This window comes from Thermodesulfovibrio sp. TK110 (assembly GCF_054658355.1).
In genome coordinates this window covers 29,892-54,046 of record NZ_BAAHNB010000002.1, presented here as the reverse complement: position 1 = coordinate 54,046, position 24,155 = coordinate 29,892, and the positions used below count along the sequence as shown (strand labels likewise).

General features: G+C 32.5%; 34 protein-coding genes and 1 pseudogene. 7 read left to right on the top strand and 28 right to left on the bottom strand.

What is annotated here, in order from left to right; all coding sequences use genetic code 11:
* Positions 1-141 precede the first annotated feature (141 nt).
* From ACYQ3X_RS10365 to ACYQ3X_RS10355, 3 genes are all read left to right on the top strand, one after another.
* On the top strand, positions 142-1,194 hold the full coding sequence (locus tag ACYQ3X_RS10365) for a tyrosine-type recombinase/integrase (protein ID WP_460179815.1): 1,053 nt from the start codon (positions 142-144) through the stop codon (positions 1,192-1,194).
* A gap of 261 nt (positions 1,195-1,455) precedes the next feature.
* Positions 1,456-2,088, top strand: coding sequence for a hypothetical protein (locus tag ACYQ3X_RS10360; protein ID WP_460179814.1), 633 nt, complete (start codon positions 1,456-1,458; stop codon positions 2,086-2,088).
* Positions 2,051-2,581 (top strand): SMC-Scp complex subunit ScpB, encoded by a 531-nt coding sequence (locus tag ACYQ3X_RS10355; protein WP_460179813.1) that lies wholly within the window; start codon positions 2,051-2,053, stop codon positions 2,579-2,581. The genes ACYQ3X_RS10360 and ACYQ3X_RS10355 overlap by 38 nt, the downstream gene beginning before the upstream one ends.
* A 49-nt stretch (positions 2,582-2,630) precedes the next feature.
* Here ACYQ3X_RS10355 and ACYQ3X_RS10350 read toward each other — a convergent pair whose 3' ends face one another.
* Positions 2,631-3,128 (bottom strand): hypothetical protein, encoded by a 498-nt coding sequence (locus tag ACYQ3X_RS10350; protein WP_460179812.1) that lies wholly within the window; start codon positions 3,126-3,128, stop codon positions 2,631-2,633.
* A gap of 170 nt (positions 3,129-3,298) precedes the next feature.
* A complete protein-coding gene (locus tag ACYQ3X_RS10345; protein ID WP_460179811.1) occupies positions 3,299-3,505 on the bottom strand; it encodes a hypothetical protein in 207 nt (68 codons plus the stop codon).
* Positions 3,506-3,713: 208 nt separating this feature from the next.
* Between ACYQ3X_RS10345 and ACYQ3X_RS10340 the strand changes: the two genes are divergently transcribed.
* The gene (locus tag ACYQ3X_RS10340) at positions 3,714-3,878 is read left to right on the top strand and encodes a hypothetical protein (RefSeq protein WP_460179810.1); all 165 of its coding nucleotides are present in this window, start codon (positions 3,714-3,716) and stop codon (positions 3,876-3,878) included.
* 44 nt (positions 3,879-3,922) lie between these two features.
* Here the strand turns inward: ACYQ3X_RS10340 and ACYQ3X_RS10335 are convergent, their stop codons facing one another.
* The 26 genes and pseudogenes from ACYQ3X_RS10335 to ACYQ3X_RS10210 all read right to left on the bottom strand — a co-directional run bounded on the left by ACYQ3X_RS10335 (position 3,923) and on the right by ACYQ3X_RS10210 (position 21,432).
* Positions 3,923-4,120, bottom strand: coding sequence for a hypothetical protein (locus tag ACYQ3X_RS10335; RefSeq protein WP_460179809.1), 198 nt, complete (start codon positions 4,118-4,120; stop codon positions 3,923-3,925).
* Positions 4,121-4,531 (bottom strand): GNAT family N-acetyltransferase, encoded by a 411-nt coding sequence (locus ACYQ3X_RS10330; protein WP_460179808.1) that lies wholly within the window; start codon positions 4,529-4,531, stop codon positions 4,121-4,123. It lies immediately after the preceding gene.
* The gene (locus ACYQ3X_RS10325; protein ID WP_460179807.1) at positions 4,503-5,639 is read right to left on the bottom strand and encodes a class II glutamine amidotransferase; all 1,137 of its coding nucleotides are present in this window, start codon (positions 5,637-5,639) and stop codon (positions 4,503-4,505) included. Before ACYQ3X_RS10325 ends, ACYQ3X_RS10330 begins: the two co-directional genes overlap by 29 nt.
* Positions 5,640-5,689: 50 nt before the next feature.
* Complete coding sequence (locus ACYQ3X_RS10320; protein ID WP_460179806.1) at positions 5,690-7,510, bottom strand: amidoligase family protein; 1,821 nt, start codon at positions 7,508-7,510, stop codon at positions 5,690-5,692.
* Between the two features lie 99 nt (positions 7,511-7,609).
* The gene (locus ACYQ3X_RS10315; protein WP_460179805.1) at positions 7,610-8,380 is read right to left on the bottom strand and encodes a RecB family exonuclease; all 771 of its coding nucleotides are present in this window, start codon (positions 8,378-8,380) and stop codon (positions 7,610-7,612) included.
* 227 nt (positions 8,381-8,607) lie between these two features.
* Entirely contained in the window at positions 8,608-8,994 is a 387-nt protein-coding gene (locus tag ACYQ3X_RS10310; protein WP_460179804.1) for an SGNH/GDSL hydrolase family protein, read from the bottom strand.
* A 25-nt stretch (positions 8,995-9,019) separates the two neighbouring features.
* On the bottom strand, positions 9,020-9,748 hold the full coding sequence (locus ACYQ3X_RS10305; protein WP_460179803.1) for a hypothetical protein: 729 nt from the start codon (positions 9,746-9,748) through the stop codon (positions 9,020-9,022).
* Positions 9,748-10,002: a hypothetical protein gene (locus tag ACYQ3X_RS10300; protein WP_460179802.1), complete on the bottom strand. Its 255-nt coding sequence runs from the start codon at positions 10,000-10,002 to the stop codon at positions 9,748-9,750. The genes ACYQ3X_RS10305 and ACYQ3X_RS10300 overlap by 1 nt, the downstream gene beginning before the upstream one ends.
* Positions 10,003-10,041: 39 nt before the next feature.
* On the bottom strand, positions 10,042-10,341 hold the full coding sequence (locus ACYQ3X_RS10295; RefSeq protein ID WP_460179801.1) for a hypothetical protein: 300 nt from the start codon (positions 10,339-10,341) through the stop codon (positions 10,042-10,044).
* A complete protein-coding gene (locus ACYQ3X_RS10290; protein WP_460179800.1) occupies positions 10,322-11,230 on the bottom strand; it encodes a ParM/StbA family protein in 909 nt (302 codons plus the stop codon). The genes ACYQ3X_RS10295 and ACYQ3X_RS10290 overlap by 20 nt, the downstream gene beginning before the upstream one ends.
* A 228-nt stretch (positions 11,231-11,458) precedes the next feature.
* Positions 11,459-11,902 (bottom strand): hypothetical protein, encoded by a 444-nt coding sequence (locus tag ACYQ3X_RS10285; protein ID WP_460179799.1) that lies wholly within the window; start codon positions 11,900-11,902, stop codon positions 11,459-11,461.
* The gene (locus tag ACYQ3X_RS10280) at positions 11,859-12,686 is read right to left on the bottom strand and encodes a phosphoadenosine phosphosulfate reductase family protein (protein ID WP_460179798.1); all 828 of its coding nucleotides are present in this window, start codon (positions 12,684-12,686) and stop codon (positions 11,859-11,861) included. The genes ACYQ3X_RS10285 and ACYQ3X_RS10280 overlap by 44 nt, the downstream gene beginning before the upstream one ends.
* 33 nt (positions 12,687-12,719) lie before the next feature.
* Positions 12,720-13,220, bottom strand: a complete 501-nt coding sequence (locus ACYQ3X_RS10275) for a metal-dependent hydrolase (protein WP_460181743.1) — start codon at positions 13,218-13,220, stop codon at positions 12,720-12,722.
* Positions 13,207-13,413 (bottom strand): hypothetical protein, encoded by a 207-nt coding sequence (locus tag ACYQ3X_RS10270; RefSeq protein WP_460179796.1) that lies wholly within the window; start codon positions 13,411-13,413, stop codon positions 13,207-13,209. Before ACYQ3X_RS10270 ends, ACYQ3X_RS10275 begins: the two co-directional genes overlap by 14 nt.
* Positions 13,414-13,430: 17 nt before the next feature.
* Entirely contained in the window at positions 13,431-13,907 is a 477-nt protein-coding gene (locus ACYQ3X_RS10265) for a lytic transglycosylase domain-containing protein (RefSeq protein WP_460179795.1), read from the bottom strand.
* Complete coding sequence (locus ACYQ3X_RS10260) at positions 13,904-14,107, bottom strand: hypothetical protein (RefSeq protein ID WP_460179794.1); 204 nt, start codon at positions 14,105-14,107, stop codon at positions 13,904-13,906. Before ACYQ3X_RS10260 ends, ACYQ3X_RS10265 begins: the two co-directional genes overlap by 4 nt.
* Before the next feature lie 14 nt (positions 14,108-14,121).
* On the bottom strand, positions 14,122-14,541 hold the full coding sequence (locus ACYQ3X_RS10255; RefSeq protein WP_460181742.1) for a single-stranded DNA-binding protein: 420 nt from the start codon (positions 14,539-14,541) through the stop codon (positions 14,122-14,124).
* 169 nt (positions 14,542-14,710) lie between these two features.
* The gene (locus ACYQ3X_RS10250; RefSeq protein WP_460181741.1) at positions 14,711-14,977 is read right to left on the bottom strand and encodes an HU family DNA-binding protein; all 267 of its coding nucleotides are present in this window, start codon (positions 14,975-14,977) and stop codon (positions 14,711-14,713) included.
* Positions 14,955-16,895: a DNA topoisomerase 3 gene (locus ACYQ3X_RS10245; protein WP_460181740.1), complete on the bottom strand. Its 1,941-nt coding sequence runs from the start codon at positions 16,893-16,895 to the stop codon at positions 14,955-14,957. Before ACYQ3X_RS10245 ends, ACYQ3X_RS10250 begins: the two co-directional genes overlap by 23 nt.
* A 60-nt stretch (positions 16,896-16,955) precedes the next feature.
* Complete coding sequence (locus ACYQ3X_RS10240) at positions 16,956-17,747, bottom strand: hypothetical protein (RefSeq protein WP_460181739.1); 792 nt, start codon at positions 17,745-17,747, stop codon at positions 16,956-16,958.
* 259 nt (positions 17,748-18,006) lie between these two features.
* A pseudogene (locus ACYQ3X_RS10235) lies at positions 18,007-19,440 on the bottom strand (AAA family ATPase); the annotation flags it as partial.
* Positions 19,441-19,450: 10 nt separating this feature from the next.
* A complete protein-coding gene (locus tag ACYQ3X_RS10230; RefSeq protein ID WP_460181738.1) occupies positions 19,451-20,047 on the bottom strand; it encodes a hypothetical protein in 597 nt (198 codons plus the stop codon).
* On the bottom strand, positions 20,037-20,690 hold the full coding sequence (locus ACYQ3X_RS10225) for a hypothetical protein (protein ID WP_460181737.1): 654 nt from the start codon (positions 20,688-20,690) through the stop codon (positions 20,037-20,039). Before ACYQ3X_RS10225 ends, ACYQ3X_RS10230 begins: the two co-directional genes overlap by 11 nt.
* A gap of 75 nt (positions 20,691-20,765) precedes the next feature.
* Positions 20,766-20,918 (bottom strand): hypothetical protein, encoded by a 153-nt coding sequence (locus ACYQ3X_RS10220; RefSeq protein WP_460181736.1) that lies wholly within the window; start codon positions 20,916-20,918, stop codon positions 20,766-20,768.
* 5 nt (positions 20,919-20,923) lie between these two features.
* Complete coding sequence (locus tag ACYQ3X_RS10215) at positions 20,924-21,211, bottom strand: hypothetical protein (protein ID WP_460181735.1); 288 nt, start codon at positions 21,209-21,211, stop codon at positions 20,924-20,926.
* Positions 21,212-21,225: 14 nt separating this feature from the next.
* On the bottom strand, positions 21,226-21,432 hold the full coding sequence (locus ACYQ3X_RS10210; protein ID WP_460181734.1) for a hypothetical protein: 207 nt from the start codon (positions 21,430-21,432) through the stop codon (positions 21,226-21,228).
* 81 nt (positions 21,433-21,513) lie between these two features.
* Between ACYQ3X_RS10210 and ACYQ3X_RS10205 the strand changes: the two genes are divergently transcribed.
* The 3 genes from ACYQ3X_RS10205 (at position 21,514) to ACYQ3X_RS10195 (ending at position 24,142) form a co-directional block, all read left to right on the top strand.
* Positions 21,514-22,242 carry a helix-turn-helix domain-containing protein gene (locus ACYQ3X_RS10205; protein WP_460181733.1) on the top strand — a complete coding sequence of 243 codons (729 nt, stop codon included), beginning with the start codon at positions 21,514-21,516 and terminating at the stop codon, positions 22,240-22,242.
* Positions 22,243-22,307: 65 nt separating this feature from the next.
* A complete protein-coding gene (locus tag ACYQ3X_RS10200; protein WP_460181732.1) occupies positions 22,308-22,838 on the top strand; it encodes an ImmA/IrrE family metallo-endopeptidase in 531 nt (176 codons plus the stop codon).
* A 548-nt stretch (positions 22,839-23,386) separates the two neighbouring features.
* Entirely contained in the window at positions 23,387-24,142 is a 756-nt protein-coding gene (locus ACYQ3X_RS10195; protein ID WP_460181731.1) for a hypothetical protein, read from the top strand.
* Positions 24,143-24,155 lie beyond the last annotated feature (13 nt).

Below are 24,155 nucleotides of genomic sequence, written 5' to 3'. Positions count from 1 at the left end.
CCTGTCACGCAAGAGGCCGCGGGTTCAAGTCCCGTCCACCCCGCCAATAATATCAACTCTCCAGACACTTTTCAGGTTGACATTTTAAAACAAAATGTGGTAAAAATGTGGGCAAAAAAATAAGTTAGGGTGTAAATAAGCATGGCAGTTTATAAGAGAGGAAAATCATGGTATATTGACATAAGGATTGGTGGAGTAAGGATACATAGAAAGGCTGCAGATACAAAATCGGAAGCAAAGCGTATAGAGGAAGAATTAAAAACCAAATGGAGACTAAAAAAACTTCATGCAAGTGAAATTAAAGATGAACCTGTACCATTTGAGGTTGTGACTGAGATGTATCTGGATTATTGCAGTAAAGTTAAGGCAAAAAAAACTAACGAACTTGAAAGAATTAGTATAAATAAACATATACTTCCCTTTTTTCAAAACAAATATATAAATGACATAACAACGGAAGATTTAATTGAATATCAAGGTTTAAAAAAAAATCAAGGATTAAGCAACAGAACTGTAAATATTCACATATCTATTGTAAGAAAGATTATCAATTTTGCAGTTGATAAAGGAATTATTGTTCGGTCTTCTATAAAAAAATATCCAATGCTTAAAGAGCCAAAAAAACAACATGCCTTTTTAACTCCATCTGAAGTTAAGGCGTTGATAGACAATATAACTTGTGCTTTAACAAAAAAAAGAGTTTTATTTGGTGTTCTTACTGGGATGCGCCCTGCTGAGCTTGCTTATCTCGCATGGAACGATGTTGATTTTTATACCAAAACAGTAAAAGTGCAAGGCAAGGCTGGTTGGAAACCAAAAACAAGTGAAGAGCGAATTATTCCTCTTTGTGAAGATGCTATAAACATTTTGAAAGAGCTTTATAAAAATAGAAAATCACAATGGGTTTTTTCTAACACAGATAAGCCTGTTATTTCAATAAAAAAATCTCTTCGTGCTGCAGCAAAAAAAGCAGGCATACAAAAAAGGGTATCTCCAAACATGATAAGACATACTTTTGCAACAACTGCACTTCTTGCAGGTGCAAGCATTATGGAAGTTAAAGAAGTTATGGGTCACAGTCAAATAAAAACAACTGCAAGATATTTGCATGCATTGCAAGAACATCTTAAAAAAGCAGTAGAAAAAGTAAGTGATTTACTAAAAACAAGTGGTTTTTGTAAAAGCCTTTTTTAGCCACTTAAATTCATCAGGGTATATTTTACTATTTATCTTTACCTAAAAACGCCTTAAAAGCCATTCTAAGCAATCTAAGTAATGAAAAAATATGTATAGGTTCTACATGTTTTACCATAGAGGAGAAAAAATTTTATTTTTAACAAATATTATCTTTAACTCTTTAATATAATGTTCATTATATTAAAAAATATCCTTAAACAAGTATTTATGAGTAGTCATGTGTGTATAGTTAAAATTAATAGACATCAGAGGAGAAAGGTGGAAGTGGTTACTGTGTGTTTCTTAGATATTAAGATGGTTGATATAAAAGAAATAATTGCGCTTTCAGTTTACAAAACTGATTATATCTATCCACAACTAAAAGATACTGTAAAGTGTGTTTTGTATGATATTATTTTTTCAAAGACAGTGCTTGAAGGCAAGGCATCTGCAAGAATAAGCTATTCTGATTTTGCTTTTCTTTCTGGGTGTTCTCTTACGACTATTAAAACTGCGTTAAAAGAGATGCTTGCAGATGGATATATAAAGATTGTAGGAGCGTATTATTCAAGAATTGCCAATGAATATGCTTTAAACATTAAAATACCTGAAAATTTAACACCAATTTCAAATGTACAGCGTGTCCCGCAGAAAGTAGTAAAGTCAACTTTACATAGAAATGATGTATCTAAAAAGTATGAACTTACACAAGAAGGTCATGCGATAGTAAACGCAATAAAGTCATCTATGAGTCAACATGAAAGGAAGCTTTATGAAAAGAAAGCAATTGATGAGTTAATCATAGAAAACACAGAAATAACAGAGCAAGCAATAGAAAACAAAATAACAGAAATTATTGTAAGAAACTTTAGCAATGAAAAAAGAAAAAAATATGTTGTCTCATCTGAGTAATCTTATTCTTGCAATAATTGCATCAGCAGATAAAGAATTATATTTAAATGAAATTGCAAATAAAATTTCTATTACAAAAGAAGAATTACTTATTCATATCCAGGAAATTAAAGAGTATTTAAACCCTACATGTCTTGATATATCTATAACAGAAAACTCTGCTATGCTAATTATTAAGCCTGATTATGCAAAAAACATTCCTGATGAATATAGAAAGAAAAAACAACTTAGCGCACAAGCATTTGAAGTGCTTGCAATAATTTGTGCAAAACAGCCTTGCACAAAACAGGAAATAGACAGTGCAAGAGGTGGCATAGACAGCGAAAAAGTTCTTGAGAACCTAATAAATGCTGGTTTGGTAAAAAAGCTTTGCAGTCTTAGTATTCCTGGAGCTCCAGCGCTTTATTCAATTACAGAGCAATGCATTCACATGGCTGGGTTTAAAAGTTATGATGAAATGGTAAGCGTGCTTTTTGAAATAAAAAAAGCCTGAAGTAGTGACAGGTTTAAACCCATCACTGCTTCAGGCTTTTTTTATTTCCTTATTCTACTATGTAATCAATATCTTCGCTTTTCTCTACAGGTGCAGGTGGATGTTGTGTTTGTCTTCTTGGTTTTTCAAGTGAATATGGCAAAGCAACACTAATGTGTCTCATTAACTCTGCGAAATATAAAAAATCTGCCTTGTTAAAAGGAACATTAATTTTTTTCTCTGATCCATTCTCTTCTCTTTTAAAGACTATCGCAAAACCTGTTTTTTCATTTCTTTGCCACTTTTCAAATATTAAAGTAGCAATTCTTTCCTGTCCATTTTTGTCTGTTTTGTGAATCAACTTGTGTTGATTAAGATTTCCCTTAACCATTGTGTTACAAATCAACATAATATTAAATGCTTCCTTTACATCAACCATAAAAATTCCTTGTTCATTTCCATTTCCATTTCCAAAAGTAAAAAACCTTAGAAAGATTTTTCCTTCACCTCCCTGTACCGCAGTTGTAATTTCCATTCCTGAGTTTTTTGAATAAAATGTGTAAAACATAAAAAACCTCCTTTAAATTATTATTTTATGCACCAAAGGTGCTATTATTTGAAATTTGAATATTGAATATTGAATAAAATTAAAGGAATGAAATGAATGGATAGAAAAAGGTAGGAAAAAAGATATAGGACAACCTCACAAGTGAGGTTGTCCTATTAACTATTAAACAATCAAAAATAATTCATCAATGTTTCAATATCATTCTTCATTTCCCAAAAGACAATTTCCTTATTTTGAAATTTCTTTACTGTGGTAGCTACCACTAATCCATTGTTTGCAACTCTAACATCATATCCAATCATTTCTACAACCTTAATGAAATCAAACACGTTAATGTTTTTTTGTAACATCTCTTGATATGAAATAAAAATCTTCATATAAACCTCCTTTAAAAAGATTTTTTGGCTTTGGCAGGATTGCCATACCTCTCCAAAAGAGAGTCACCTATTGGTGAGAAATTATATTCTAAAGTTATAAAACTTCTAAAAGTTTGTCAAGTGCTAAATTTTGATAGTCATCTTGACAATATGAAGTTCACTAAGTTATTTTTATATTATCTTTATAAAAAAGGAAGGAGTGATAACAATGGTAAAAGAACTTACAAAAGAAGAACAAGAAAAATTAATAAGAATGCAGAAAGATATAATAAGAGCTCTGCAGATGGCTGGTGCCTCAGAAGATGTGGCTAAAGAAATCATAAAAAATGCAAAAGTGCTAACAGATGACAACAAAGAAGTAACATTTCAATAAAAAAAGCCAGAAAAACAATATTGTTTTTCTGGCTTTTAGATTCTTTAATTCCTTGAAAAACCAAAACTCAGTTTTTTTATCTCCTCAATATCGGTTTCTGTTCCATTTTTTTCAATAACATCAAAAAGCTGTTCTACAGGTAATTTTTTGTATATACTGTCACTGATTAGAAAGAAATAACTAAATTTGTTGTTAATAGTTATTTTTTTGTCTTTTTTTGACTTTATTACTATATACCCCATTTACTCCTCCTTATTTAAGTTTATAGTCCTTATTAACAAAAAAAGTTCGTGTTTTGTAACACGGTTTACAAATTTGCAAACCGTGTTAAACCCATTGAATTCAAAAACCTTTAAGCTTGCCACATTTTCTTTAACCACTGTTGCAGATACAAGAGGAGTATCTATAATGTTTAGTAACATCCTGATTATTATCTTCCCTACCCCCTTTCCTCTTTCATTGTGTTTCACACAGATACTTCTTATTTCTGTGGTGTGCCAGGCTATTTTGTATAGCCCAGCAACACCGATAAGATTGTTGTTATTATAGAAACCAAAACACTTAATCTTGTTTGGTAATGTGCTACTATAATTGTTGTCTTTTAAAAAAAGTATCATTTCATTTTTAGAAAGGCTCTTCATCTCTAATTCCATTTTTTACTCCCCCATTATCTTCATTATCACTGTTATCACTGCCGAAGAACCTTTCTCTGAAACTTAGCTCGTACTCAAGTTCAACCAGCTTAGATTCAATCTCAATTCTGTCTTCCTCAGGAATTGTTCTTTCATTGTAATATAAATCTGTAAGTCGCTCCATCACAGACTGTAATTGTCTTGTTGTAAGTTCTTCAACATTAAGCTCAAGCAAGTGCCTGTACTTAGAATTATTTGATATGATTGAATATTGTTTATTGTGTTTATTATTAGGTATTTGTCTCCAATATGTTCCATCCCATACCCAGTCTGCATACGAACCAGAAATTTTCTTCTTTGTCTTCTTTGGTTTACTTTTGAGCTCCCTAACTACTTCATAGCAAACTTTCTTTTCTTTTCCTTTGAAAGTAATTTTGTATAATTTAAAAACCTGAACCTCATGATATTGAATCTTTTCTGTCTTCAAACCTGCAATATGACTTGCTTTCTTGAACATTTCCAAAGTAGATGCATAAAAAATAGAATTTCGGTAAAAAATTAAATTTAACGGTCTTGCATCATTTCTCCATAAATATAAACCATCAGGAGACAAAAGCGTAAAGGCAAAATCTCCATCCGATGAGACCTCATAAGTTACTTTCTCAATAGCATCTTCAAGTGATACTCCTTGCCTTAATAAAGCTGTGATACTTCTCAAAAAAAGCTCTGAATCAACCTTGGCATCAGAGAGTTTATTAGCTCCAAACTGCTGTGCAATTTCTTTCATTTTGCCACCAAGAACTCCATTATGTGCCAGCCAATACCATGTATTGTTAGCTTGTGATCCAAAAGGATGAGCGTTTCTGTCACTTTGCTCTCCTGTAGTTTTGTATCTAACATGCCCCATGATAATTTTATGCCCTTTTTCGTTCCACAAAAAATCTGCAAAACCTTGTGCAATGTAATGCAACCCTCTTAATCCTTTCTTTTGAATTTTAAATCCTCTTTTATCTGCAACCAAAATCCCTGTTCCATGAGGGTTGCTGGCTTCTTCTGATAATATTAGCCCTCTTAAAATTCTTATAATTTCCTCATTAACATTGCCTATAAAGCCAAACAATCTACACATAAAACCCTCCTTTTAAAGAATTAGGCACACCAAAATGGTGTGCCTTTTTGTTAATACGAAAACAATTCTCTTTCAACTTCTTTTGTAATAATCAATTTTCTCGCAAGAGATATAGAATGAATACATTTGTGACCATTTCTTAAAAAACTTCTGCAGTTGCACCAAATCTCTCCATTATCTTTAACCGTACACTTATACCTTTGTTCAGAGCAAGATGAGTCATCAACAGAGACAGAGATATACTCTCTCGGAGAAGGAACAGTAACAGTATAAGTATTTTCAGACTCCTGAACAATATTTTCCCATGCAATTATTTTTCTTCTCAGAATGCCATTTGTGGTTCTTAGAATTGATGCAAGATTGTTGATATGATTTGTAGGTAATGCAGAATCTCTTTCGCTAAGAGCCAGTTCAGGATTATAATAAATACTCTCTAATTTCTCGTTTCTGTATCGCTTTATAAGATCAACATCAAGCTGAGGTAGTGAAAATTCCTGATCTGTTGAGAAAAGGTTATATCTCTCTAAAAGGAACTGTCTTGCCTGAGCAACCAGTGGAATTGCATTTTTGGTAATTCCTAACTTATCAAGAACTTCTTCTACTGTAGGGTTTTCAGAAAAGTCTGAATATTTCAACCCTTCTTTTACTTTTTGAATTAATTTTAAACAAAAGATCACCCAGTTTATAACTTTTGTTGAGTTCAGAGTGCCATGATGTAATCTAAACTCAACTGTTTTGTACTCCTGAAATGCCCTCAGGTTAAGAGCATAATATCTTTGATCTCTGTTTATTCCCAAATCTGCAAAACCTGCAAGCACTTTCCCGACAAAATGCTGACTTTTTCTTAATGAAATGCAATATCGGTTTTCTCTTCTACTTGGAGCAACAAAATAAAAAACTACTGGCTCAATTTTTGTCCACACCAGTAACAGCCTTTTTAAATCATCAAGAGTGTAATTCCACGCATCCACATGAACATGAAAGCCACACGAACTATTAACAGCACCACCTATCTTATTCCACGTAGATAATACTTCTTTGATTGCATTAAATCCTTCATTACCAAACAGTTTTGGGCTCGTGACCTCAACGCTTTGATATTCTCTTTGTTCTTCATTGCTCATATTCCTCCTTACTGAGCCATCGTCACCAAGCTTCCAAAGCTCATTGCCCATTTCATGGTTATACCCTGTAAGCAGGGTCTTAAACCCTTTCTCTTTAAGCTTTTCATTAAGCTCTGTTCTACTTTTAACCAACCCTTCCAGCTCTACACCGAATGAATACAAAGGCAATAATTCATACTTAGGGTTTTCCTTAATAAGAGAAACAAAATCTTTGTATTTAACACCTATCTTGCTTAAAATATCATTAATAATCCAATATGCTTGTTCCTTGCTAAGTTGCTCATGAGGAGTGATACCAAGTTTTTTCATCAGCACCTTTTGCCACTCCGTTATTTTCTTAAAGTTTGTCTTTAATGTTGCTTCCCTAAATGATGATGAATTGATGTAAGACCTAATATGTTTGCAAGTTACGATTCCTCTGTCTAACTTAACTCCTCTTTGAAACAGGAAAGATAAACAATTGCAACCCAGAGAGCCATCAGAAAGACCATAAATTGTGTATTTACCATTATAATTTTGGCTCTCTACCACAGTTAAAATTGTCCTCTGTGAATTGTATCCTCTGTTAGGCGCAACTTTAATTACTATTCCACAATTAGGACATTCATATGTGTTTTCTGTGATTACTATTCCACAATTAGGACATTCATTAGGACATTCATTAGGACATTCATATGTGTTTTCTGTGATTACTCCACCATCAATAAAAACATCATCAACAAATAACTCACTAATTAATGTTGTCATAATATCCCTCCTTATAATTGTTTTTTTTAAGTTAAATAAAAGATAAAAGAAGTGGTTTTGGTTTGAATTTAAGAGATAAGATTAAATGGCGAGATTAATTTACTCTTCAATATGCTTATCAGAATACCTATCAGAAACTACTATGAACTTTTCTTCTACATCTGCATCTTCACCAATACAAATAGGCAAATAATCACACCACGCACATGATACTCCTGGATTTTTGTAAAAATGTTCTTCTTCAATGTCTTTCCAAACCTTTAACACAATTTTTTTAAAGTTTTCTAAATCTTCAACTGTTCTTGTTGCAAATAAATACTGAATCTCAGGACTTTTCTTTTTGATAAATACTCCAAAACCTACACGCTCTGGAGTCTTCTCGGTTTCTGCAAGAACATAAGCATAAGCTGTTAATTGCAAATCCAACTTTACCTTGTGTTCTGAATATCTTGCGTTAGCAGTTTTCCAGTCAAGTAACATATCCTTTCCCACAAAATCAATCGTGCTCCAAAAAGGAACCTTTCCCTCAATTTCAATATACCTCTGTTCTTCAACAGAGATATACTCTCTTGGAGTATCAGGATGATTTTTCCATTTTTTAAGAATTTCTTCACCCATCTTCAGTAATATGGTATGTGTGTCTCCATTAGAGTACTCATACTCTGTTTCCTGTTCAGCTTGCCATATGTTTCTAAATGTTGTCTCAGGTGAAATCCCTTCAATAAAAAATTTCTCAATGCTGGCATGAATTGTTGTTCCAAAAGCAATGCTTGCCTTCGGAACTTTTCTCCTTAACTTTTTAATGTGCGATAAATAAAATTTGTAAGGACAACTTAAATAGGTTTTTAATGCAGTTGCAGTTAAATACATAAAACACCCCCTTTTTTTATTTTTGGATTTAATTAAAATTAATGGATTTAACAATGATTATTTGTGTTTGTGGTAGTATTTATGGCAGGATTGCCATACCTCTCCAAAAGAGAGTCACCTATTGGTGAGAAATTATATTCTAAAGTTATAAAACTTCTAAAAGTTTGTCAAGTGCTAAATTTTGACACACAAGAGGATTTACCCTCTTGTGTGTCATTTAGTTTGTCTTACACTTTTATGTCGTCTTCATCGCCATCACTACCATAAGCAAGTTCCATCTTTTTGTCAACTTTTGTGTCCTTATCCATCTCTTGTTTTGGCATAAGCTCTCTCGGTGGAACATAAGGAATCCCTGCTTTTTCACAAATTTTCTGCGCAGCGTCATTTAGCCTTCTTACTGCCTCAAAATACTCTTGTAGAAGTTCCGAAACTTCATCAGCATTAAACCTAAATAACAAGCCCTGCCTGAGAATTCTAATGCCCCTGTCTGCATTCCTTGCAATTCTTAATGCAACTTTTGTGTCAACAGTCGTAGCACGAACTACCCATGAAGTTGCCTCTTTTGCAAGGCTTACTTTTCTTTCCACAATCCTTTGCGTTCTGTCTTCTGCCATGTTTTTTTACCCCCTTTCTTGTTTTTTAGTCTTCAAGTTCTTCTTCGCCATAAAGCCACTCAATAAGAATGTTTTTTATTACCCTTCTCCATGAAATAACTACAAAGAGAAAGCTCGTAAAAACAACAAAATATGATGCAGGAATAAACACCTTTCTAAATTCAGTTAAAAATGTTCTTACAGAATCGCTTGAATCAATATGCACTATTGCTTTAATTATTTGCCCTTTATCAAAAAAAAATGCAATTTTGTCAATTGTTTCTGGTGTAAGCTTTACATAAATATAATGAAACAACAAAAAAATAAGAAACGCTTTTATGAAGGACCCAACTGTTAAGCTAAACAATAAACTCTTAATTTTACTTCTTGTTATTGAATATTTTTTTCTCCAAAATTTCCCTACTTTGCTAATAAAAATTGCATAACCAATTGAAAAGCCTATAGATAGAAAAAAAATATATATTTCATCCACAATGCTTGTAGAATAACTGCCAAAAACAGGAATGATCTTCTCAAAAACCCCCATCATAATAGGGCTCATTAGCGCAGTAAATAACCCAGACACTAAAGATGCTTTAATCCCTACTTCAACAAATTTTACCCATTGCTTTGTCGTAAAAAACTCAGAATCTATTGTTTGACCTGACGATTCACTTGCAGCAGTATATTCAATGTTGCTTATCGCTTCAAAAAGATTCGTAACTTTTTCTGTTGCCTGATTTGTCACATATATTGGTGAATCTTTATGGCTCATTACTTACCCCCAAAAAAACCAAAAAGCCTGGCAAATATCCATCCATAAGCAAAAAGAAATGCAAACAAATAAAACCATATTCCTGCTAAAAGTTGATCTCTTCTTATCCAGAACCACAAAGAAAAACCAAGACAAATAAATCCTAACGCTCTTGCAAGCCACCCATTTAAAAAAGTGTTAAATAGAACACTAAAAAAATTTACATAGCTTCCACCAAAATATTTTGATACATCAAAAAAATCTACAATATTCATTTTCCTCCTCTTATAATAAGAGATATCATAGTAACCAAATTATTCCCAAAAGCCAGACGCATCTATTTTTATATCATTGTTGTTTTGAAGTTTTTGAACTTTAAAGCTTTCATTAACCCTCTCTGTCTCTTCAAGTTTTTCTTTGATAAATCTTACAAGTGCATCTTCTCCACTTTTTATATATACCTGTTGAAGTTCCACAGGAGACACTTTTTGAAGAAGTAATCCAAATAAAGTCTCTATAACAATTCTATTAATTCCTTTAAGAAGAGAATATGCTCTGTAAATTTCTTCATTTTTAATTGATACTATTATTTTTCTATCTTTGCCCTGCAACATAATAGCCTCTTGCTTGAGAAAACTCTGGCTCGTTGGGTATATATACTTTGCTTCCTAAAACTTTACTCTCTAAATAATATGCCCCACCGCCAGCAAGAATAATAAACTCAACATCTTTATAAAAATCTTTTAACTCCTGCTTTATCTTTGAAAATAAAATCTCAGAGTAATTTAAAATTGCCTCAGTTTTATAATTTTTTAAATCTATCTTTTCTGTCTCAAAATGCATATATCCCTTTTCAAAAACTTCAAGTAATCTTGCTGCAGACCAGTTCTTCACTATAGCAAACCTTTCAGGTAAAATTGCTCTCATAAACTCAACAGCTTTTATTACTCCATACCCTTCAAGCGTTATAGCTATCTTCTTTTTCCATGTATTATCAACTCTCTCTGCCACAAGACAGTCAACAGTATTATATCCAGCATCTATTACCATAGTATCTCCACTTATTTTTTCTGTGCTTACTACATCATATAGAATTCCAAGTCCTTGAGGTAAAACAATTACTTCAGAACTCATTGCAACGCTTTTAAGGCTTTCTTGAAACTTTAAAGCATAAAACTTACAATTAGGTGGTAAACCAGATACAATAATGTCAAACCCACCAAACTTGTCCAGAATATGCTTTAAAAAAGCAGGTGCATACCTTATCAGTTCCTCAACTGTCGCAATCTCTATTCTAAAAGAAGAATACTTCGTATCTCTGCCTAACACATACTCTCTGCCTGCTATATTTACTTTTTCTACTTCCATATTTGCATCTTCAGACACATAAGCAATCTGCGTTGGTATCTTATACTTTACCCCATCAGAATAAACCTTAGTATGACCAAAACCAATGTCTATCCCTAAAACCTTTGCTTTTTTAATTTTAGATTCTTTCTCCATTTTTCTACCCCCCCTTTTTTTAAAAGTTTAAATAAAACTATTTAAGTAACTTATGTCACCAAAGTAACTCAAGTAACTCAAGTAACCTAAGTAAAAAAGTTACCTTGTTTACCTAAATGAAATTGGCTACCTTGTTTACCTAAGTAAAAAAAATTACCTTGTTTACCTAAATGAAATTGGTTACCTTTAAATAATGTTTAATTACAAGCACCCGATTTGTCACATTTTCTATATACAAGCACCCGATTTGTCACATTTTGAAAATTGCTTTCTTAATTGTATTCTTATCCTCTTAATTTCAAGGGCTATGTTTTTTTTAACAAAATATGTGTTATTTAAATTAAATCTTCTTATGGCTTCTCTAATTAAAGTTTTTGCGTGTATTTTTTTGTTAGCGTCTTTTGCTTCCTTTAGTCTTGTGTAAAGCCATGAGGAAAGCTTATTGTTGCAATTTACTCTTGATTGTTCAACTATTTTTTTAATTGTAGTTTTTTTATACCCTGAAAGTTGTAGTTTAATAAAAGACTCTCTTCTCCAAACGCTATGAATCGCAGAAAGCTTTATAAAATCTTCCTCAGTTAATGGAAATTCTATTATTTTATTTTTTATGAAAAACTTAATGTCTTTCTCACGAAACCTTCTGAAATGTTTTATAATGTCTGGTATTTCCATTTGTATAAATTTCAAGCTCAATTATTATCACCTCCAGATCTTTCTTTTTATTCTTAATTATTGACTTTTTGTTGTTATACCAGGCATCCAATAGTTGTTCTGCAGAATACACTCCATGCTCTATATACCACTCTTTTTTATTTTCATAATACTCTGCTACTGCTTTCTCAAATAAAACATATATTTTATGCCATCTCTTTTTGTGTAACTCTAAAACCCCCTTTCTGCAAATAAATGGGCATACTACGCAGCCAAGCCTTGAAAAGCCTTCATCATAAAGAGATGGATATGGCAGTTTATGCATTTCAATATAGTCCCATATATCTGCCTCTGTCCAGAAAAAAATCGGATAATAATCAATCGTCTTTGTTTCAGTGTTTAAATTTATTTTCTCTCTTCTTGCACGCTTATATGACTCTTCCGCACGCACTCCTAAAACTATATGCTTTGAACCTTTAAGTACTCTATGTTTAAGCTTTGAACAACACCATCTTTTTTGTTTTGTTGGTGGTCCTACTCTTTTAACATACTCAAAGAAACTTCTTAACGGACGCAACCATTTTACTTCTGGATAATACTTCAAGATAAACCTCGTTAGTTCTGGTGGATCAATTGTGGTGAAATTGTAATATACCCGATGCTTTACCTCTGCTTTTCTTACCAAATCATATGTAACAATGCTGTCTTTACCACCTGAAAACTTTACCGTATAGCCCTCAGCAGGTTCATTGGCTTTTAAAAAATCAATAGCTTCTTGAATTTTATCTGTAAGAAAAAGTGTCATATAAAATATGACTAAAAAGTAACCTCAAAACTATTAAAAACAACAAAAAAATGTGAAAGCTGCCAAACCAAAACTTATCAAATACTCTACTAATGATCCTGTCGGAATTAATCCTAACCCAAATACTCTTTTTGTCGGATGCAGCAATGGAACACTGGAGCTTAACGAATCTTCAAGAATATGTAAAATACAGCCAAAACAAAAGAAAAAACCAATATAAAACATAAAATAAATCAGAGTTTCAGAGTTAATTACCTTAAAAACAGAAAGAAACTGAGAAAAAGATACAGTCTCTATACTAATACCTGTCTTTGCTTTCACCATAAACCATAAAATAGAGGCAACAATAAAGTATCCTAAAAACCAGTGGCTTAATCTTCTATGATTTCTCTTCCATCTTTCACTTGCATAATTATGCCCCTCAATGGCATCAGGAAAAATACTGCCTACCATAGCAAAAACGGAAGAAATCACATCGTGTGTTATAAAATAAACAACCGAAAAAGTTGCTACCTTATGGTTAATCCATTTCATCTCTATATCTTCTTTTTACATTAACAATTTTGCACCCTGTTGCTTGTTCTTGTTGTATAAGCATATGCACTCCTTCTTCAATTGCATCCTGCCAGTTGTCCGCCCAAACAAAAAAACTTTCTTGTCCCCCATCTTCTTTTAAAATTGTTATTTCCCACTGAAAACATTTTTTAAAATCTTCACTTTGAAACATAATCCACCCCTTTCTTTTTATTCTTTTTTGATATAAGACTGATAAGGCTGCAACTCCTTCCACACCTTTTGACTGTATCTAACCCTCTTTACTTTTGAACTTGCATTGTAACAACCCACTGCGTCCCATGTATATCCAAATTTTTTAATGCACTGGCTAAGAACCCAAGCTCCTACATGAATGTTATAGCAAGGATTCCAAAGATGCCTTGGGTCCGTTAAGCCATATGCTTTTAATACAGGTATCCATGATGAATTAATCTGCATAATCCCTATATCATAAGAACCGTTAGCGTTTTTATTAATAGCATAAGGATTGAACCTTGACTCTACCTTTGCGATAGCCCAGAGAAGATTTGGATGCACTCCATATCTATTGCCTGCATCTATAAAGCATTGGTTAATGTCTGTGTGATCTGAATCTGAAACATCTGTATTTGCCAAATCAATGAAAACTAAAACAATAGCAATAGATAAAACAAACAGCTTTATCATTTACTGCCCTCTTTTTTGATAGCATTATAAATCGCTGTTATGCCTTTTTCGCATAATGCGCAAATTTTTTTAGAATTGTAAGTTTTTGTACCACAGTAAATACAACTGTATTTCTTTTTCTTAATCTCATCCTTTTCAAACTTTTCTGTTGCTATCGCAGCACGCCTTTTCTTTTCTTTTTCAGAAAGCCTTAAAGACATAAGTTTCTCCTCCATTAAAATGGTTCGTATTCAAGATCATCATAATTAAAAGACGGTTTCTGTGCAGAAGAATTATTGCTTACAGATGTTTTTTCCTTTTTGTCTTCTCGGTTCCCATTGCCGCCCACAAACTTCACAGTGTTTGCAATAATCTCAAATTTGCTTCTTTTTTGCCCTTCATATTCCCATTTTCTTTCCCTTAATCGTCCTTCAACCAATACAGTTTTGCCTTTACTTAAATACTGTGCACATGTTTCAGCTTGACTACCAAAAACAATAACATCAATAAAAAGCGTTTCTTCTTTGATTTCATCTCCTTGCTTGTATTTTGTATTAGTGGCTATTGGCATAACAACAACAAATGTTCCAGACTGAGTTTGTCTTGTCTCAGGGTTTTTTGTAAGATTGCCAAGTAGAATTGCCTTGTTATACATTTTATTTCTCCTTTCTTTTTTGTTATTACTTATATAAGTATCGCAGGTAACCATTCATATCTTTGTTGAAAACTTCTCAGTAGTAAAGCTTAAAAAAAAGAGGTAAGTGCTTTTTTGTGCTTTTTTGATAGCTCTTGCCAAGGAGGGTTGCACTTACCTCTTTTAAGTGTTATAAATTGCGCAACTCTAAAGTAGGTGTAAATCGTAGTAATTTTTTCTGAGGCACTTTTACGAGCTCTCCTGTTTTTGGGTTTCTGGCATTTCTTGCTTTCCTTGTTACAACCTTAAATGTGCCAAATCCTGGCAGTTTCAAAGTGTCATCCTTTTTTGCAAGTTCTTTGATTGTCTCAAGGACAGAATTTACCACTTTCATTGCATCTTTTTTAGTAATGCCACTTTTCTTTGCAACCGTGCTAATGAAATCTGTCTTTGTCATTCTTTTTCACCTCCCTTCTTTCGTTGTTATCTTGCCTTTTGATACTTCTGTATTTTTTAGGCTTAACAGTAACTTCCCCTTGATAAACCTGTTTTTCTTGTTTAATTTTATTAACAAACTGTTGCACATATTCTTTGACAGCAGTTAAAAACTCTGAAATATCCTTTTTTTCTCCTCTCGCAATCTTCTCAAGCTCTTGTTCCCATAAAGCAGTATATTCTACTGATGCTACTTTTTCTCCATCAAGTATATCTATTAAATGAAACGCTTTAGAAGTAGGAATATAAATTTTGCCCTGTTTAGTTAAATACTTTCTTTTCAAAAGTGTTGAAAGTATTTGTGCTCGTGTGGCAGGAGTGCCAATACCTGCATTTTCTTTTAAAATTTTCTTTAACTCTTTATCGGTTACTACTTTGTGAGCATTAGCCATTACACTTAAAATACTTGCATCCGTATATCTTGGTGGTGGTTGGGTTTGCTTTTCAACTATTTCGGCATTTTTTACTGTAAGCTTTTCTCCTTGAGTAAGCTCAGGTAAAACCTCATCTGCCCTAAGTCCACCATAAATTTCTCTCCAGCCTGCATCAAGTAAAACTCTGCCTTTAGCTATGAAATAGTAATTGTCAACTTTTATTTCTACTGTTGTATTCCTAAACTTACAGTCAGGATAAAAAGCAGAAATAAATCTTCTGCAAACCAGATCATAAACTTTCCTTTCATCTTCTGAAAGACCACTTTTTGGCACTCCCTGAGGAATTAATGCATGATGATCGGTTAGTTTTGATAAGTCAAAAATTCTTTTGTTTGAACTATTTAAATTACATTTTGAAATGTCAAATTTTATGTAGGATTTTATTTGTTCAAGTATTCTTTTACACATTCCTGCATACTGTGGATCAAGATATTGAGACTCTGTTCGTGGATAAGAAAGTAAATGCTTTTCATAAAGAGATTGTGCTATTTCAAGCGTTTTTTCTGCAGTAAAACCATACAATATGTTTGCTTCTTGCTGTAAAGTTGTAAGAGAAAAAAGTAAAGGTGGTTTTTCAGATGATATTTTGCTTGTCACTTGTTTTACTACTGCAGTTTTATCTTGAACTTCCTTTGCAATTGTCTCTGCAATATCTTTTTTTGTAATTGCAAACTGAGAATTAATCCCTTTATTAGTCTCATTTTCCACTTCTTCTTCGTTGTCATTACATTGAATTTGTTTAACATAAACACCCTTAAACTCATCTTGCCTCCTTTTAAATATCGCTAAAACATTCCAATATTTTTGTGGCTTAAAATTTTTTATTTCTTTTTCTCTTTCAACCAATAACGCTAATATAGCCGTTTGAACTCTTCCAACACTAAATAATTCGTTATTGTTTTTTACTGTTACCGCTCTCGTTGCATTAATACCTACCAACCAATCTGCCCACTGTCTGGCTAATGCAGACTGATAGAGTCTATCAAATTCTTTTACAGGTTTTAATTTTTGCATTTCCCTTTGAATAACATGAGGTTGTAATGCTTCTGATGTCCAGAATCTATATACTGGTTTTCTATTACCTGCAAGATTTAATATTAACCTTGCTATTAATTCACCTTCACGACCACAATCAGTAGCTATAACTACAGAAGATACATCAGTTTTATTTAATAAATTTTTTATTATTTTAAACTGCTTTGCACCTTCTTTGATAATTTTATACTCAAATCTTTGAGGAAAAATTGGAAGTGTTTGTAAAGACCATTGTTTTAATTTAGGATCATAATCGTCAGGCATTTTTAATTCACATAAATGCCCATATGCCCAAGTTATAATATATTTATTGTTTTCAAAATACCCATCTTTTTTTATAAAATTATTACCAAGTCCTTTTGCGAAATCTTGAGCAACAGACGGTTTTTCACAAAGTATAAGTTGTTTCATCTCTTTACTTCTCCTAAAAAGTTTTTCTTAAAAAAAAGATATAAATGGTAACTACAACATCTATTCAGGCTTATAATCAATTGCTATAAGTTTTGAATTTTTTTTATAAAGAATAATGACTCCGTTGCTGTTGTTCTTAACGACTTTAATTGCAAAATTTTCCCAAAAATATTCTGCATATTCAATAAGAGTTTTTCTGATTTTTCTATAATATCTCTTTTGAATGCCACTATATCCAATCAGTTCAAGAATAGATTCAAGTGTCATATTTATTTCTTCGTGCGTTAAACAAAACCTAACAATCGCTTTCAAAAAATCATGTGGCAGGTCAATGATTGCCTTAACTATTTTGGGCGTTGCCCAAATAATATAGTCTTTTTCATATAGCTTTGAAAACTCTTTAGAGAAAACAATTAGTGCTAAATACCCCTGTCTAAATCGGCTTTGATTTTTTGGTAAATTTTTTGGTTTATAAGAAACTATAACGTGCGAAACAATATGCCCAATTATCTCATATCTTTCTGTTTTGATGGTCAAAACAATCTCGGCAAGACTTTTAAGTTTTTCTTTTAACCATGTATCATTAGCATGATTTTTGTGCCCAAGGAACCTTAAGACCTCAGAAAAGTCAAATAAATAAGCCTTTTGTCCATCTTTTTCTCCATGAACACCAGTGGCTGCAATTGCATCAAAGATGTCTCTATCGGTTTGCGACAGAGGCTTAGAAAGTTTGTAACTCCCATATATCGTAAAATGCTCTTGTTTTTTTGTAAAAACTGCCAGCCTGTCAATGCTTTTGGGCATAAGCCTTTTTTTGTCTGCAAAAACATTATATTGTTTTTTATTCTTCAAAATCAAAAGAAACTCCTTTCTTATACAACCCTTGCATGTTTTCGTTGTTTTTCGGTTTCTGTTTCTTTTTTACTTGTTTTTTGTCAATGTCTGTAGTATCTGCGCTAAAAACAAAAGGAACAAGCTCAATAGGTGCAATCAACTCTGAATCAAAATCAAGAATATTCTTTACAATGAAATCATTATTCAGGTGAAAGTAATTGTTTTTTAGCGTAATAACTTCAAGATGCCGTATATCTTCCTTTAACCTACGAACAAGCATAATGTGCTTCACTGCATTTGCCAGCGCAGATGCTCCCCTTACAGCCTCATACAAATCTTCTTTGGTTAACTCTCTGTCTTTTGAATTGCCCATCAAATATTTCTTCGTATGATGCACAAGAATTAGATTTTTGTTGTATTTTTGGACAATAGTTGTTAAGGTTCTAACAAGTTTTGCAATCTCTGAATTATCATTTTCGTTTCTTAGCAACGCAGCAATTGGATCAATGAAAACCACATCGTGGTCAGTAAAAGCATCTTTTAATAGCTCAGATATGTTTTCATCTGAATCTGTATACTCAACAACCGTAAGAATTGAGTTTTCAGGAATTTTTTTTGAAAAACGATGAAAAATATGACGAAATCTTTTTTTAATTTGCCGAATGGAATCCTCTAACGAAACTATCATAACATTTTTCCCTTCAAAAAGCAGCTCGCAAGCTAAATATATGCTTAACATACTTTTCCCCACTCCACCTGTTCCAGCTAAGAGTGTAATTACGCCCTGGGTAATTTGAAAGTTTCCTCCTATCCGAACATCTTCTGTCTCATCTTCCTCTGAAATAAAGTCGTACACAGAGCCCGAAAACATTCTTTTTTCAAATACATTTTCGGAAAGAATGAGTGCATCAGAAAGAGTATGCTCCTCAAGAAAATCTGCGATATCAAACCCTTGCCTGTAATTCTTAAACTGAACTATATCTATTTTCTTAACCTTCAATTTCTTAAGCCATTCAATAACTTTTTCAGCTTTTTTTCTGCCTATTTCGTCGTTATCAGCAAAAATTACGGATTTTCTGCCGATAAATAATTTACAAAATTCAGGGTACAAGCTAACTAAGGACTCAAATTCTTTATCGCCAAACACATATCCCAGCACTACAGCGTCATAGTTTTGTTCACTTTGCTCCATTGCCATCAGTATCGCCTCCACACACTTTTCTCCTTCTGCAAACCAAATCTCTGTTTCATGGTTTTCACTAAGTGCAGGCAAAGCAGGCAACCCATAAAAATGTAAATTCTTGTTTTTATTTCCCTCATAAAACTCAATCAAAAATGTTTTCTTAGGAATATCATCTCTGCGTGGATTTTCATATCTATGCTTTACATATAATTTTTCGCCTGTGGGTGAAAAATATATGTATTCAATATGTTTTTGATAATCATCAGGAGACGCTTTTTTTCTTCCTGGTTGAACATTTTCATCTTCTGTATCTTTTGGTTCTTTTTCTGGGTCTTTAATTAGTCGCAGAAAATCCGCAAAGTTACCGCTTTTCCCACACCCGAAGCAATGAAACCGTCCTGTATCAGGATATATACAAAAGGACGGATTACTTTCAGCATGAAAGGGACATAGAGCAAAATAATTCTTGCCCTTTTTGATTAAATCTTGCCCTAAAAGGCGTTCATATTTTTTTATGTACTCAGACATTACAACCTCCTTACTTCAAAATAAAATTAAAAATTGCATCTGTTTTTTGCCGTAAAATCTCTTCACATGCCGAAAGCGATACCTCGTCAGAAATGACATGCAAATACGACGCAAGAAAATCGTCCAGTAGTTTGTTCTTTAGCTCTGCAGGCAATTTTTCTATGGAGTTTTTAAGGGCGAATATACTTGTTTCAAAGGAATGAAAAATCATTTTTTTCAGTTCCTTGTGTATATTGCCCTTCTTTAAAAAACTTAAAAAATATTCTTCATCATGCGTATACACATATATGTTCTGAGACACAGACATGATATCGCTGCAAACACGAAAAAACAGGTTCTCATTGATTTTTTTTGTATAAAAGAAAAAAACCCTCTCATTTCGCTCAAACATAGGTGGAACAACTATTTGCGCACGATATGTTTTTTGTATAACTTTCGCAAAATTTTCAAAAACGACATTTGAATCTGTCACTATTACTGCATCTATTGCCTCTTCTTTGTCTTGTTTTAACGGGATACTCCTGTTGCACGAAGTACATATTGTAATATATTTGAAAACTCTTGCTTTGCCCTTACAAAATGGACATTCTGTGGTTTTATACACCATACTCGCTCCTAATTTTGATTAAACTTCTTTTGATCAACATATACACGCCTTGTTTTTTTGCGTAACCCAACTTCTGCATTACAACTTGTATGTCATATCCGGCCAAAAATAACTCCCACGCTTTTCTTTCCTTGCCGCTCAAAGTTTCACATCTCTCTATTTTTTCTTTCAATGCTTCTCTCTCTTGTCTGAATTCTTCTTCTCCATCCACATCTTCTCCATCCACATCTCCAACAACGCAAAGTTGATGCGTATATCTTGGATTCTTGTATGTCGCAAGTCTGTGCTTTTCTCCGTTGTCGCCGTCATCGTTTTCTATATACGGGACTATGGCATATTTTCTGTTTGAAACCTTTTGTTTTTGAAATCTTCTTTGTGCTTCACGCTGTAATGCACCCTCAAATGTGCTGCACTTTAGAAACGCACAACTACTGCATTGTTTTTCATTTTTGCACTTGAGCAGTGCCTCCGCCACAATCATTATCGCTTCATACTCTATGTCTTCGTTTGATATCATTCGTCCTGAATATTGCATTGCATACCTTACTTGTCGCAGCATGCCTGGAAAATTTATATATACGTCTGATATTTGTTGCCATTCCTGTTGCGTTATTACGCTTTTTACTGTTGCTTTTGTTTTCATTTTTCCCTCCTTGGCATTTCATTTTTTATACATATATAACAAGTTATGTTATATTTTGTCTAAAAAAAATAAAAACTATTTTCTATATCTTTTTTTTACCCTTTTTTTAAGCTCTCTCTTCATTTCCTGCTCTTCTTCCTGGTGTTCTCTCATGTATTTTTCCCATATCTCATCTTCATCATATTGGTATTCGTCGTATTGTTCATGTATTGCTTTCTTTTTTTTCATTTCTGTCACCTCCTTTTTTCTTTCAAATTTTTCTTTTGAACTTCTTCAAACATTTTTTTTATTTGCATCTGCCTTACATTTTTTGATACCTCCTTTTGCATTGCCTTCATTTTACTGCGCTCTGCTTGCTCGTGCAAAAAGTTAATTACTTCATGTAAAAAAAACATTCTTGGTTTTCTCTTTATTACTCCCATTGCCCTTGCGTGTTTATTTATGTAGCTTCTGCTCAACCCAAGCTTGCTCATCAAATATTCCTCGCTTACTATCTTTACATCATCAACGCTAATTTCCAACAGCTACCTCCTTTTTACGCATTTTTGCTCAAATAATTTATAATTTTTCTGATTGTTATCTGGCCTGGAATGTTTTTTTTGCAATACAGTATTCGTCGCAATGTGTCTATACTTACTCCCGATTCCACTGCAATTTCTTCATACCTTTTGCCTTGCGCACGCAAGTTTAAAATCATTTCTTTTATTGTCTCTTTTTTTGCAAGCCTTTCTTGCTTTGTCATCTCTCCCTCCATATGTATTATAACATATCTTGTTATGTTAATTTAACATATCAAAAAAGATTTGTCAAGCTTTGCAATTTTATGTTATATTTTTTTACTGTTTTTTTATATATAAGCAAAAGAGGTAACCAAATGATTACTCCAGAACTAAGACTTGGAAAATTCATACGGGAACTTAGGCTTGAAAAAGGCTTAAATTTGCAAGAACTTGCAAAAAAAGTAGGCGTAAATTATGTTCATATTTCATATATTGAAAAAGGACTTCGTATTCCATCTGAAGAGCTACTCGTGCAACTTGCAAAGGTATTAGCAAAAGATGCTAAACATGAAAAGGAAATCAGAGAAAAAATGCTTTTTTTATTGACACAGATTAAAGCACCTAACGAGTTAAAACATAGGTTAATGCTTAAAAGTGAAGACGAAATTGTTTCAGAAATTTCTATGCCAGAAGAATTTATTTCAATGTTAAAAAAGGACATACAAGGCATCAACCCTTCTGTTTTTGAGAAATTTGGAATTAATTACAAACTTATCCAAAAAGTTCTGGATGGAAAAGCTCAACTTAGTAGAATAGATGTCATTAAGATCGCTCATCTTTTGCATAAAAATGTTGATGAATATTTGTTAAAAGCAGGCTATATTCCTGAAGAGTTTAATGAATTTTTAGAAAAACAATCTGTTTTCACGCTCATGAGAAGTTTAAGAGAACTTCCAGCAGAAAGCCTTGATAGTATTATTACCGCAATTGAAACAATTTTAAAAACATTCAAAAAAAATCAAAGCCAAAAAAGGCAAAAAAATGAAGAATGATTTTTTCTGATAAAATTCTGATAAAATATAACAAATCACAATATGCGTTCTAAGGTGAAAACAAATTGTATAATACTCACCATCAAATATTTACAACGAAGTATGAAGATGTTAGATTATTCGCCAGACAAATACTAAAAAAGAATAACATTACAGAACCACCTGTTGATATTCTTAAGATTGCAAGATTTTACAATGCAGAAGTTATTCCTATTTACGCTGAACAAGATTTTTGTGGATGTGTTTTGCCCATTAAAAAAAAAATAAAAAACAAACCTGCTTATCTTATCTTAGTTAATATCGCCGGACAAACAGACGGTAGAAAAATTTTTACAATAGCTCATGAAATTGCACATATTGCGCTTGGGCATGACAAATATGCAACATATGCAACAAATCTTTCATATAAAGCTAAAAATAGAATGGAAAAACTTTGTGATATTTTTGCGTCCGAAATTCTTATGCCAAAACATTTTGTGATTAAATATTTTTATAAACACAAAAAAACAGAAAACATCGTAGAAACCTTATCTGAAATATTCTGTGTGTCAAAAGAGGCAATTCAAATTAGGCTTAAAGAGCTTGAATTAAAATAGTTTTTAGAGAAACCTCGGCTCATCTACAGAAATTTCCAGAAGAGGAACTCATTTAATCCGAAGAGGAACTCATTTAATCCGAAGAGGAACTCATTTAATCCGAAGAGGAACTCATTTAATCCGAAGAGGAACTCATTTAATCCAGACAGAAAAACGACTCTTATTTTTTAGTAAAACCTTGAAAATAAAGGAAATAAAGAAGTATAAATGTGCAAAATCGGGAGTTTGTTATATTAATAAGGTATATATCAAGAAAAATTTTTCATAAAGAAAAATTTTTCTTGATATATTTTCTTGATATATATATTTTCTTGATCAAGAAAATATTTTTCTTTTTTTTCAAGAAAAAAATTTTTTTCAAGAAAATAAGCGGGCAAATTTTTCTTTATGAAAAATTTGCCCGCTTTTCTTTTTATTTTTTTTTCTTTTTAAAAGAAAAAAGAAAAAAAATAAAGTTACCACAGTTAGACTTATCCTTATAAGATACTCTTTTTATAACAAAAAAAAGAAAATGACAGCTAAATCTGTTATTGTGGATAAAGAAAATTGTGGATAAAGAAAAAGTAGAATTTTTTGGGCAAATTGTTGATGCAATAGAACTACTTGCCGAAAAATACGAACTGTCTTTTGACGAAGCAATTGAGCACGCTGAGTTTGCGTTAAGTTATAGTTTTAGTGATAGTTTAAACGCTGATGTTCAAGTTTACCTTAAACCAAGCTGTAAAATTATTGTTTTTTACAATGATACACTTAAAGAATTAAGCCCAAGGCAAATAAGTAAAGGCGTAGTTAAAAAAGCAAAAGCTTTTCTTGAGTATCGTTTTCAGTGTTTACATGCGCATAAGATATATATTGATGCAAAAAAAGTTATTAGAACTATTGTGTGGGGGCAAATTATTAAAAAAACAACTAATAATGCACTATATGTGAGATTTACAAACCCGTACGCTGTAACAGAAGGTGGCAGGGTGTTGGTAGGGGTTTGCCCTCTTGAGCATCAAACACCGAAAGAAAGAGGGCAATATTGGGAGGGTCTTTACTTGCACTTTTTTGTTACAAGCGTACGGGGCATTGTGGTTGATAAAATACCAAAAGTAGTTATAACCGTAAGTAGAAATTCAATTTCTCTTCCTGAGGCTTTATTAAGAAATATTTTAATTGAAAATGGAGTTTTTATAGAAATAAAAGCTACAAAGCGTATTGCTGGCGCATACACAGAAATAAAAGCACAAGAAAGAATTCCAAAGGAGTATATAAAAAAAGTTTCTGAAATACTTAAAGAGGGGATCATTGTAAAATATTAAAAAGAAAGGGGCA

Excerpts from the sequence above, each read along its gene's own strand:
- ACYQ3X_RS10315 (WP_460179805.1), bottom strand. The coding sequence starts at position 8,380 with ATGTATTTAACTGCAACTGCATTAAAAACCTATTTAAGTTGTCCTTAC.
- ACYQ3X_RS10275 (WP_460181743.1), bottom strand. The coding sequence starts at position 13,220 with ATGAAATGGATTAACCATAAGGTAGCAACTTTTTCGGTTGTTTATTTT.
- ACYQ3X_RS10210 (WP_460181734.1), bottom strand. The coding sequence starts at position 21,432 with ATGACAAAGCAAGAAAGGCTTGCAAAAAAAGAGACAATAAAAGAAATG.
- ACYQ3X_RS10355 (WP_460179813.1), top strand. The coding sequence starts at position 2,051 with ATGAAAAAAGAAAAAAATATGTTGTCTCATCTGAGTAATCTTATTCTT.
- ACYQ3X_RS10350 (WP_460179812.1), bottom strand. The coding sequence starts at position 3,128 with ATGTTTTACACATTTTATTCAAAAAACTCAGGAATGGAAATTACAACT.
- ACYQ3X_RS10255 (WP_460181742.1), bottom strand. The coding sequence starts at position 14,541 with ATGTATAACAAGGCAATTCTACTTGGCAATCTTACAAAAAACCCTGAG.
- ACYQ3X_RS10305 (WP_460179803.1), bottom strand. The coding sequence starts at position 9,748 with ATGAGCCATAAAGATTCACCAATATATGTGACAAATCAGGCAACAGAA.
- ACYQ3X_RS10260 (WP_460179794.1), bottom strand. The coding sequence starts at position 14,107 with ATGTCTTTAAGGCTTTCTGAAAAAGAAAAGAAAAGGCGTGCTGCGATA.
- ACYQ3X_RS10225 (WP_460181737.1), bottom strand. The coding sequence starts at position 20,690 with ATGAAAACAAAAGCAACAGTAAAAAGCGTAATAACGCAACAGGAATGG.
- ACYQ3X_RS10345 (WP_460179811.1), bottom strand. The coding sequence starts at position 3,505 with ATGAAGATTTTTATTTCATATCAAGAGATGTTACAAAAAAACATTAAC.
- ACYQ3X_RS10325 (WP_460179807.1), bottom strand. The coding sequence starts at position 5,639 with ATGTGTAGATTGTTTGGCTTTATAGGCAATGTTAATGAGGAAATTATA.
- ACYQ3X_RS10320 (WP_460179806.1), bottom strand. The coding sequence starts at position 7,510 with ATGACAACATTAATTAGTGAGTTATTTGTTGATGATGTTTTTATTGAT.
- ACYQ3X_RS10310 (WP_460179804.1), bottom strand. The coding sequence starts at position 8,994 with ATGGCAGAAGACAGAACGCAAAGGATTGTGGAAAGAAAAGTAAGCCTT.
- ACYQ3X_RS10300 (WP_460179802.1), bottom strand. The coding sequence starts at position 10,002 with ATGAATATTGTAGATTTTTTTGATGTATCAAAATATTTTGGTGGAAGC.
- ACYQ3X_RS10340 (WP_460179810.1), top strand. The coding sequence starts at position 3,714 with ATGGTAAAAGAACTTACAAAAGAAGAACAAGAAAAATTAATAAGAATG.
- ACYQ3X_RS10335 (WP_460179809.1), bottom strand. The coding sequence starts at position 4,120 with ATGGGGTATATAGTAATAAAGTCAAAAAAAGACAAAAAAATAACTATT.
- ACYQ3X_RS10295 (WP_460179801.1), bottom strand. The coding sequence starts at position 10,341 with ATGTTGCAGGGCAAAGATAGAAAAATAATAGTATCAATTAAAAATGAA.
- ACYQ3X_RS10365 (WP_460179815.1), top strand. The coding sequence starts at position 142 with ATGGCAGTTTATAAGAGAGGAAAATCATGGTATATTGACATAAGGATT.
- ACYQ3X_RS10270 (WP_460179796.1), bottom strand. The coding sequence starts at position 13,413 with ATGTTTCAAAGTGAAGATTTTAAAAAATGTTTTCAGTGGGAAATAACA.
- ACYQ3X_RS10280 (WP_460179798.1), bottom strand. The coding sequence starts at position 12,686 with ATGACACTTTTTCTTACAGATAAAATTCAAGAAGCTATTGATTTTTTA.
- ACYQ3X_RS10285 (WP_460179799.1), bottom strand. The coding sequence starts at position 11,902 with ATGGAAATACCAGACATTATAAAACATTTCAGAAGGTTTCGTGAGAAA.
- ACYQ3X_RS10265 (WP_460179795.1), bottom strand. The coding sequence starts at position 13,907 with ATGATAAAGCTGTTTGTTTTATCTATTGCTATTGTTTTAGTTTTCATT.
- ACYQ3X_RS10330 (WP_460179808.1), bottom strand. The coding sequence starts at position 4,531 with ATGGAATTAGAGATGAAGAGCCTTTCTAAAAATGAAATGATACTTTTT.
- ACYQ3X_RS10205 (WP_460181733.1), top strand. The coding sequence starts at position 21,514 with ATGTTATATTTTTTTACTGTTTTTTTATATATAAGCAAAAGAGGTAAC.
- ACYQ3X_RS10250 (WP_460181741.1), bottom strand. The coding sequence starts at position 14,977 with ATGACAAAGACAGATTTCATTAGCACGGTTGCAAAGAAAAGTGGCATT.
- ACYQ3X_RS10220 (WP_460181736.1), bottom strand. The coding sequence starts at position 20,918 with ATGAAAAAAAAGAAAGCAATACATGAACAATACGACGAATACCAATAT.
- ACYQ3X_RS10230 (WP_460181738.1), bottom strand. The coding sequence starts at position 20,047 with ATGGTGTATAAAACCACAGAATGTCCATTTTGTAAGGGCAAAGCAAGA.
- ACYQ3X_RS10290 (WP_460179800.1), bottom strand. The coding sequence starts at position 11,230 with ATGGAGAAAGAATCTAAAATTAAAAAAGCAAAGGTTTTAGGGATAGAC.
- ACYQ3X_RS10245 (WP_460181740.1), bottom strand. The coding sequence starts at position 16,895 with ATGAAACAACTTATACTTTGTGAAAAACCGTCTGTTGCTCAAGATTTC.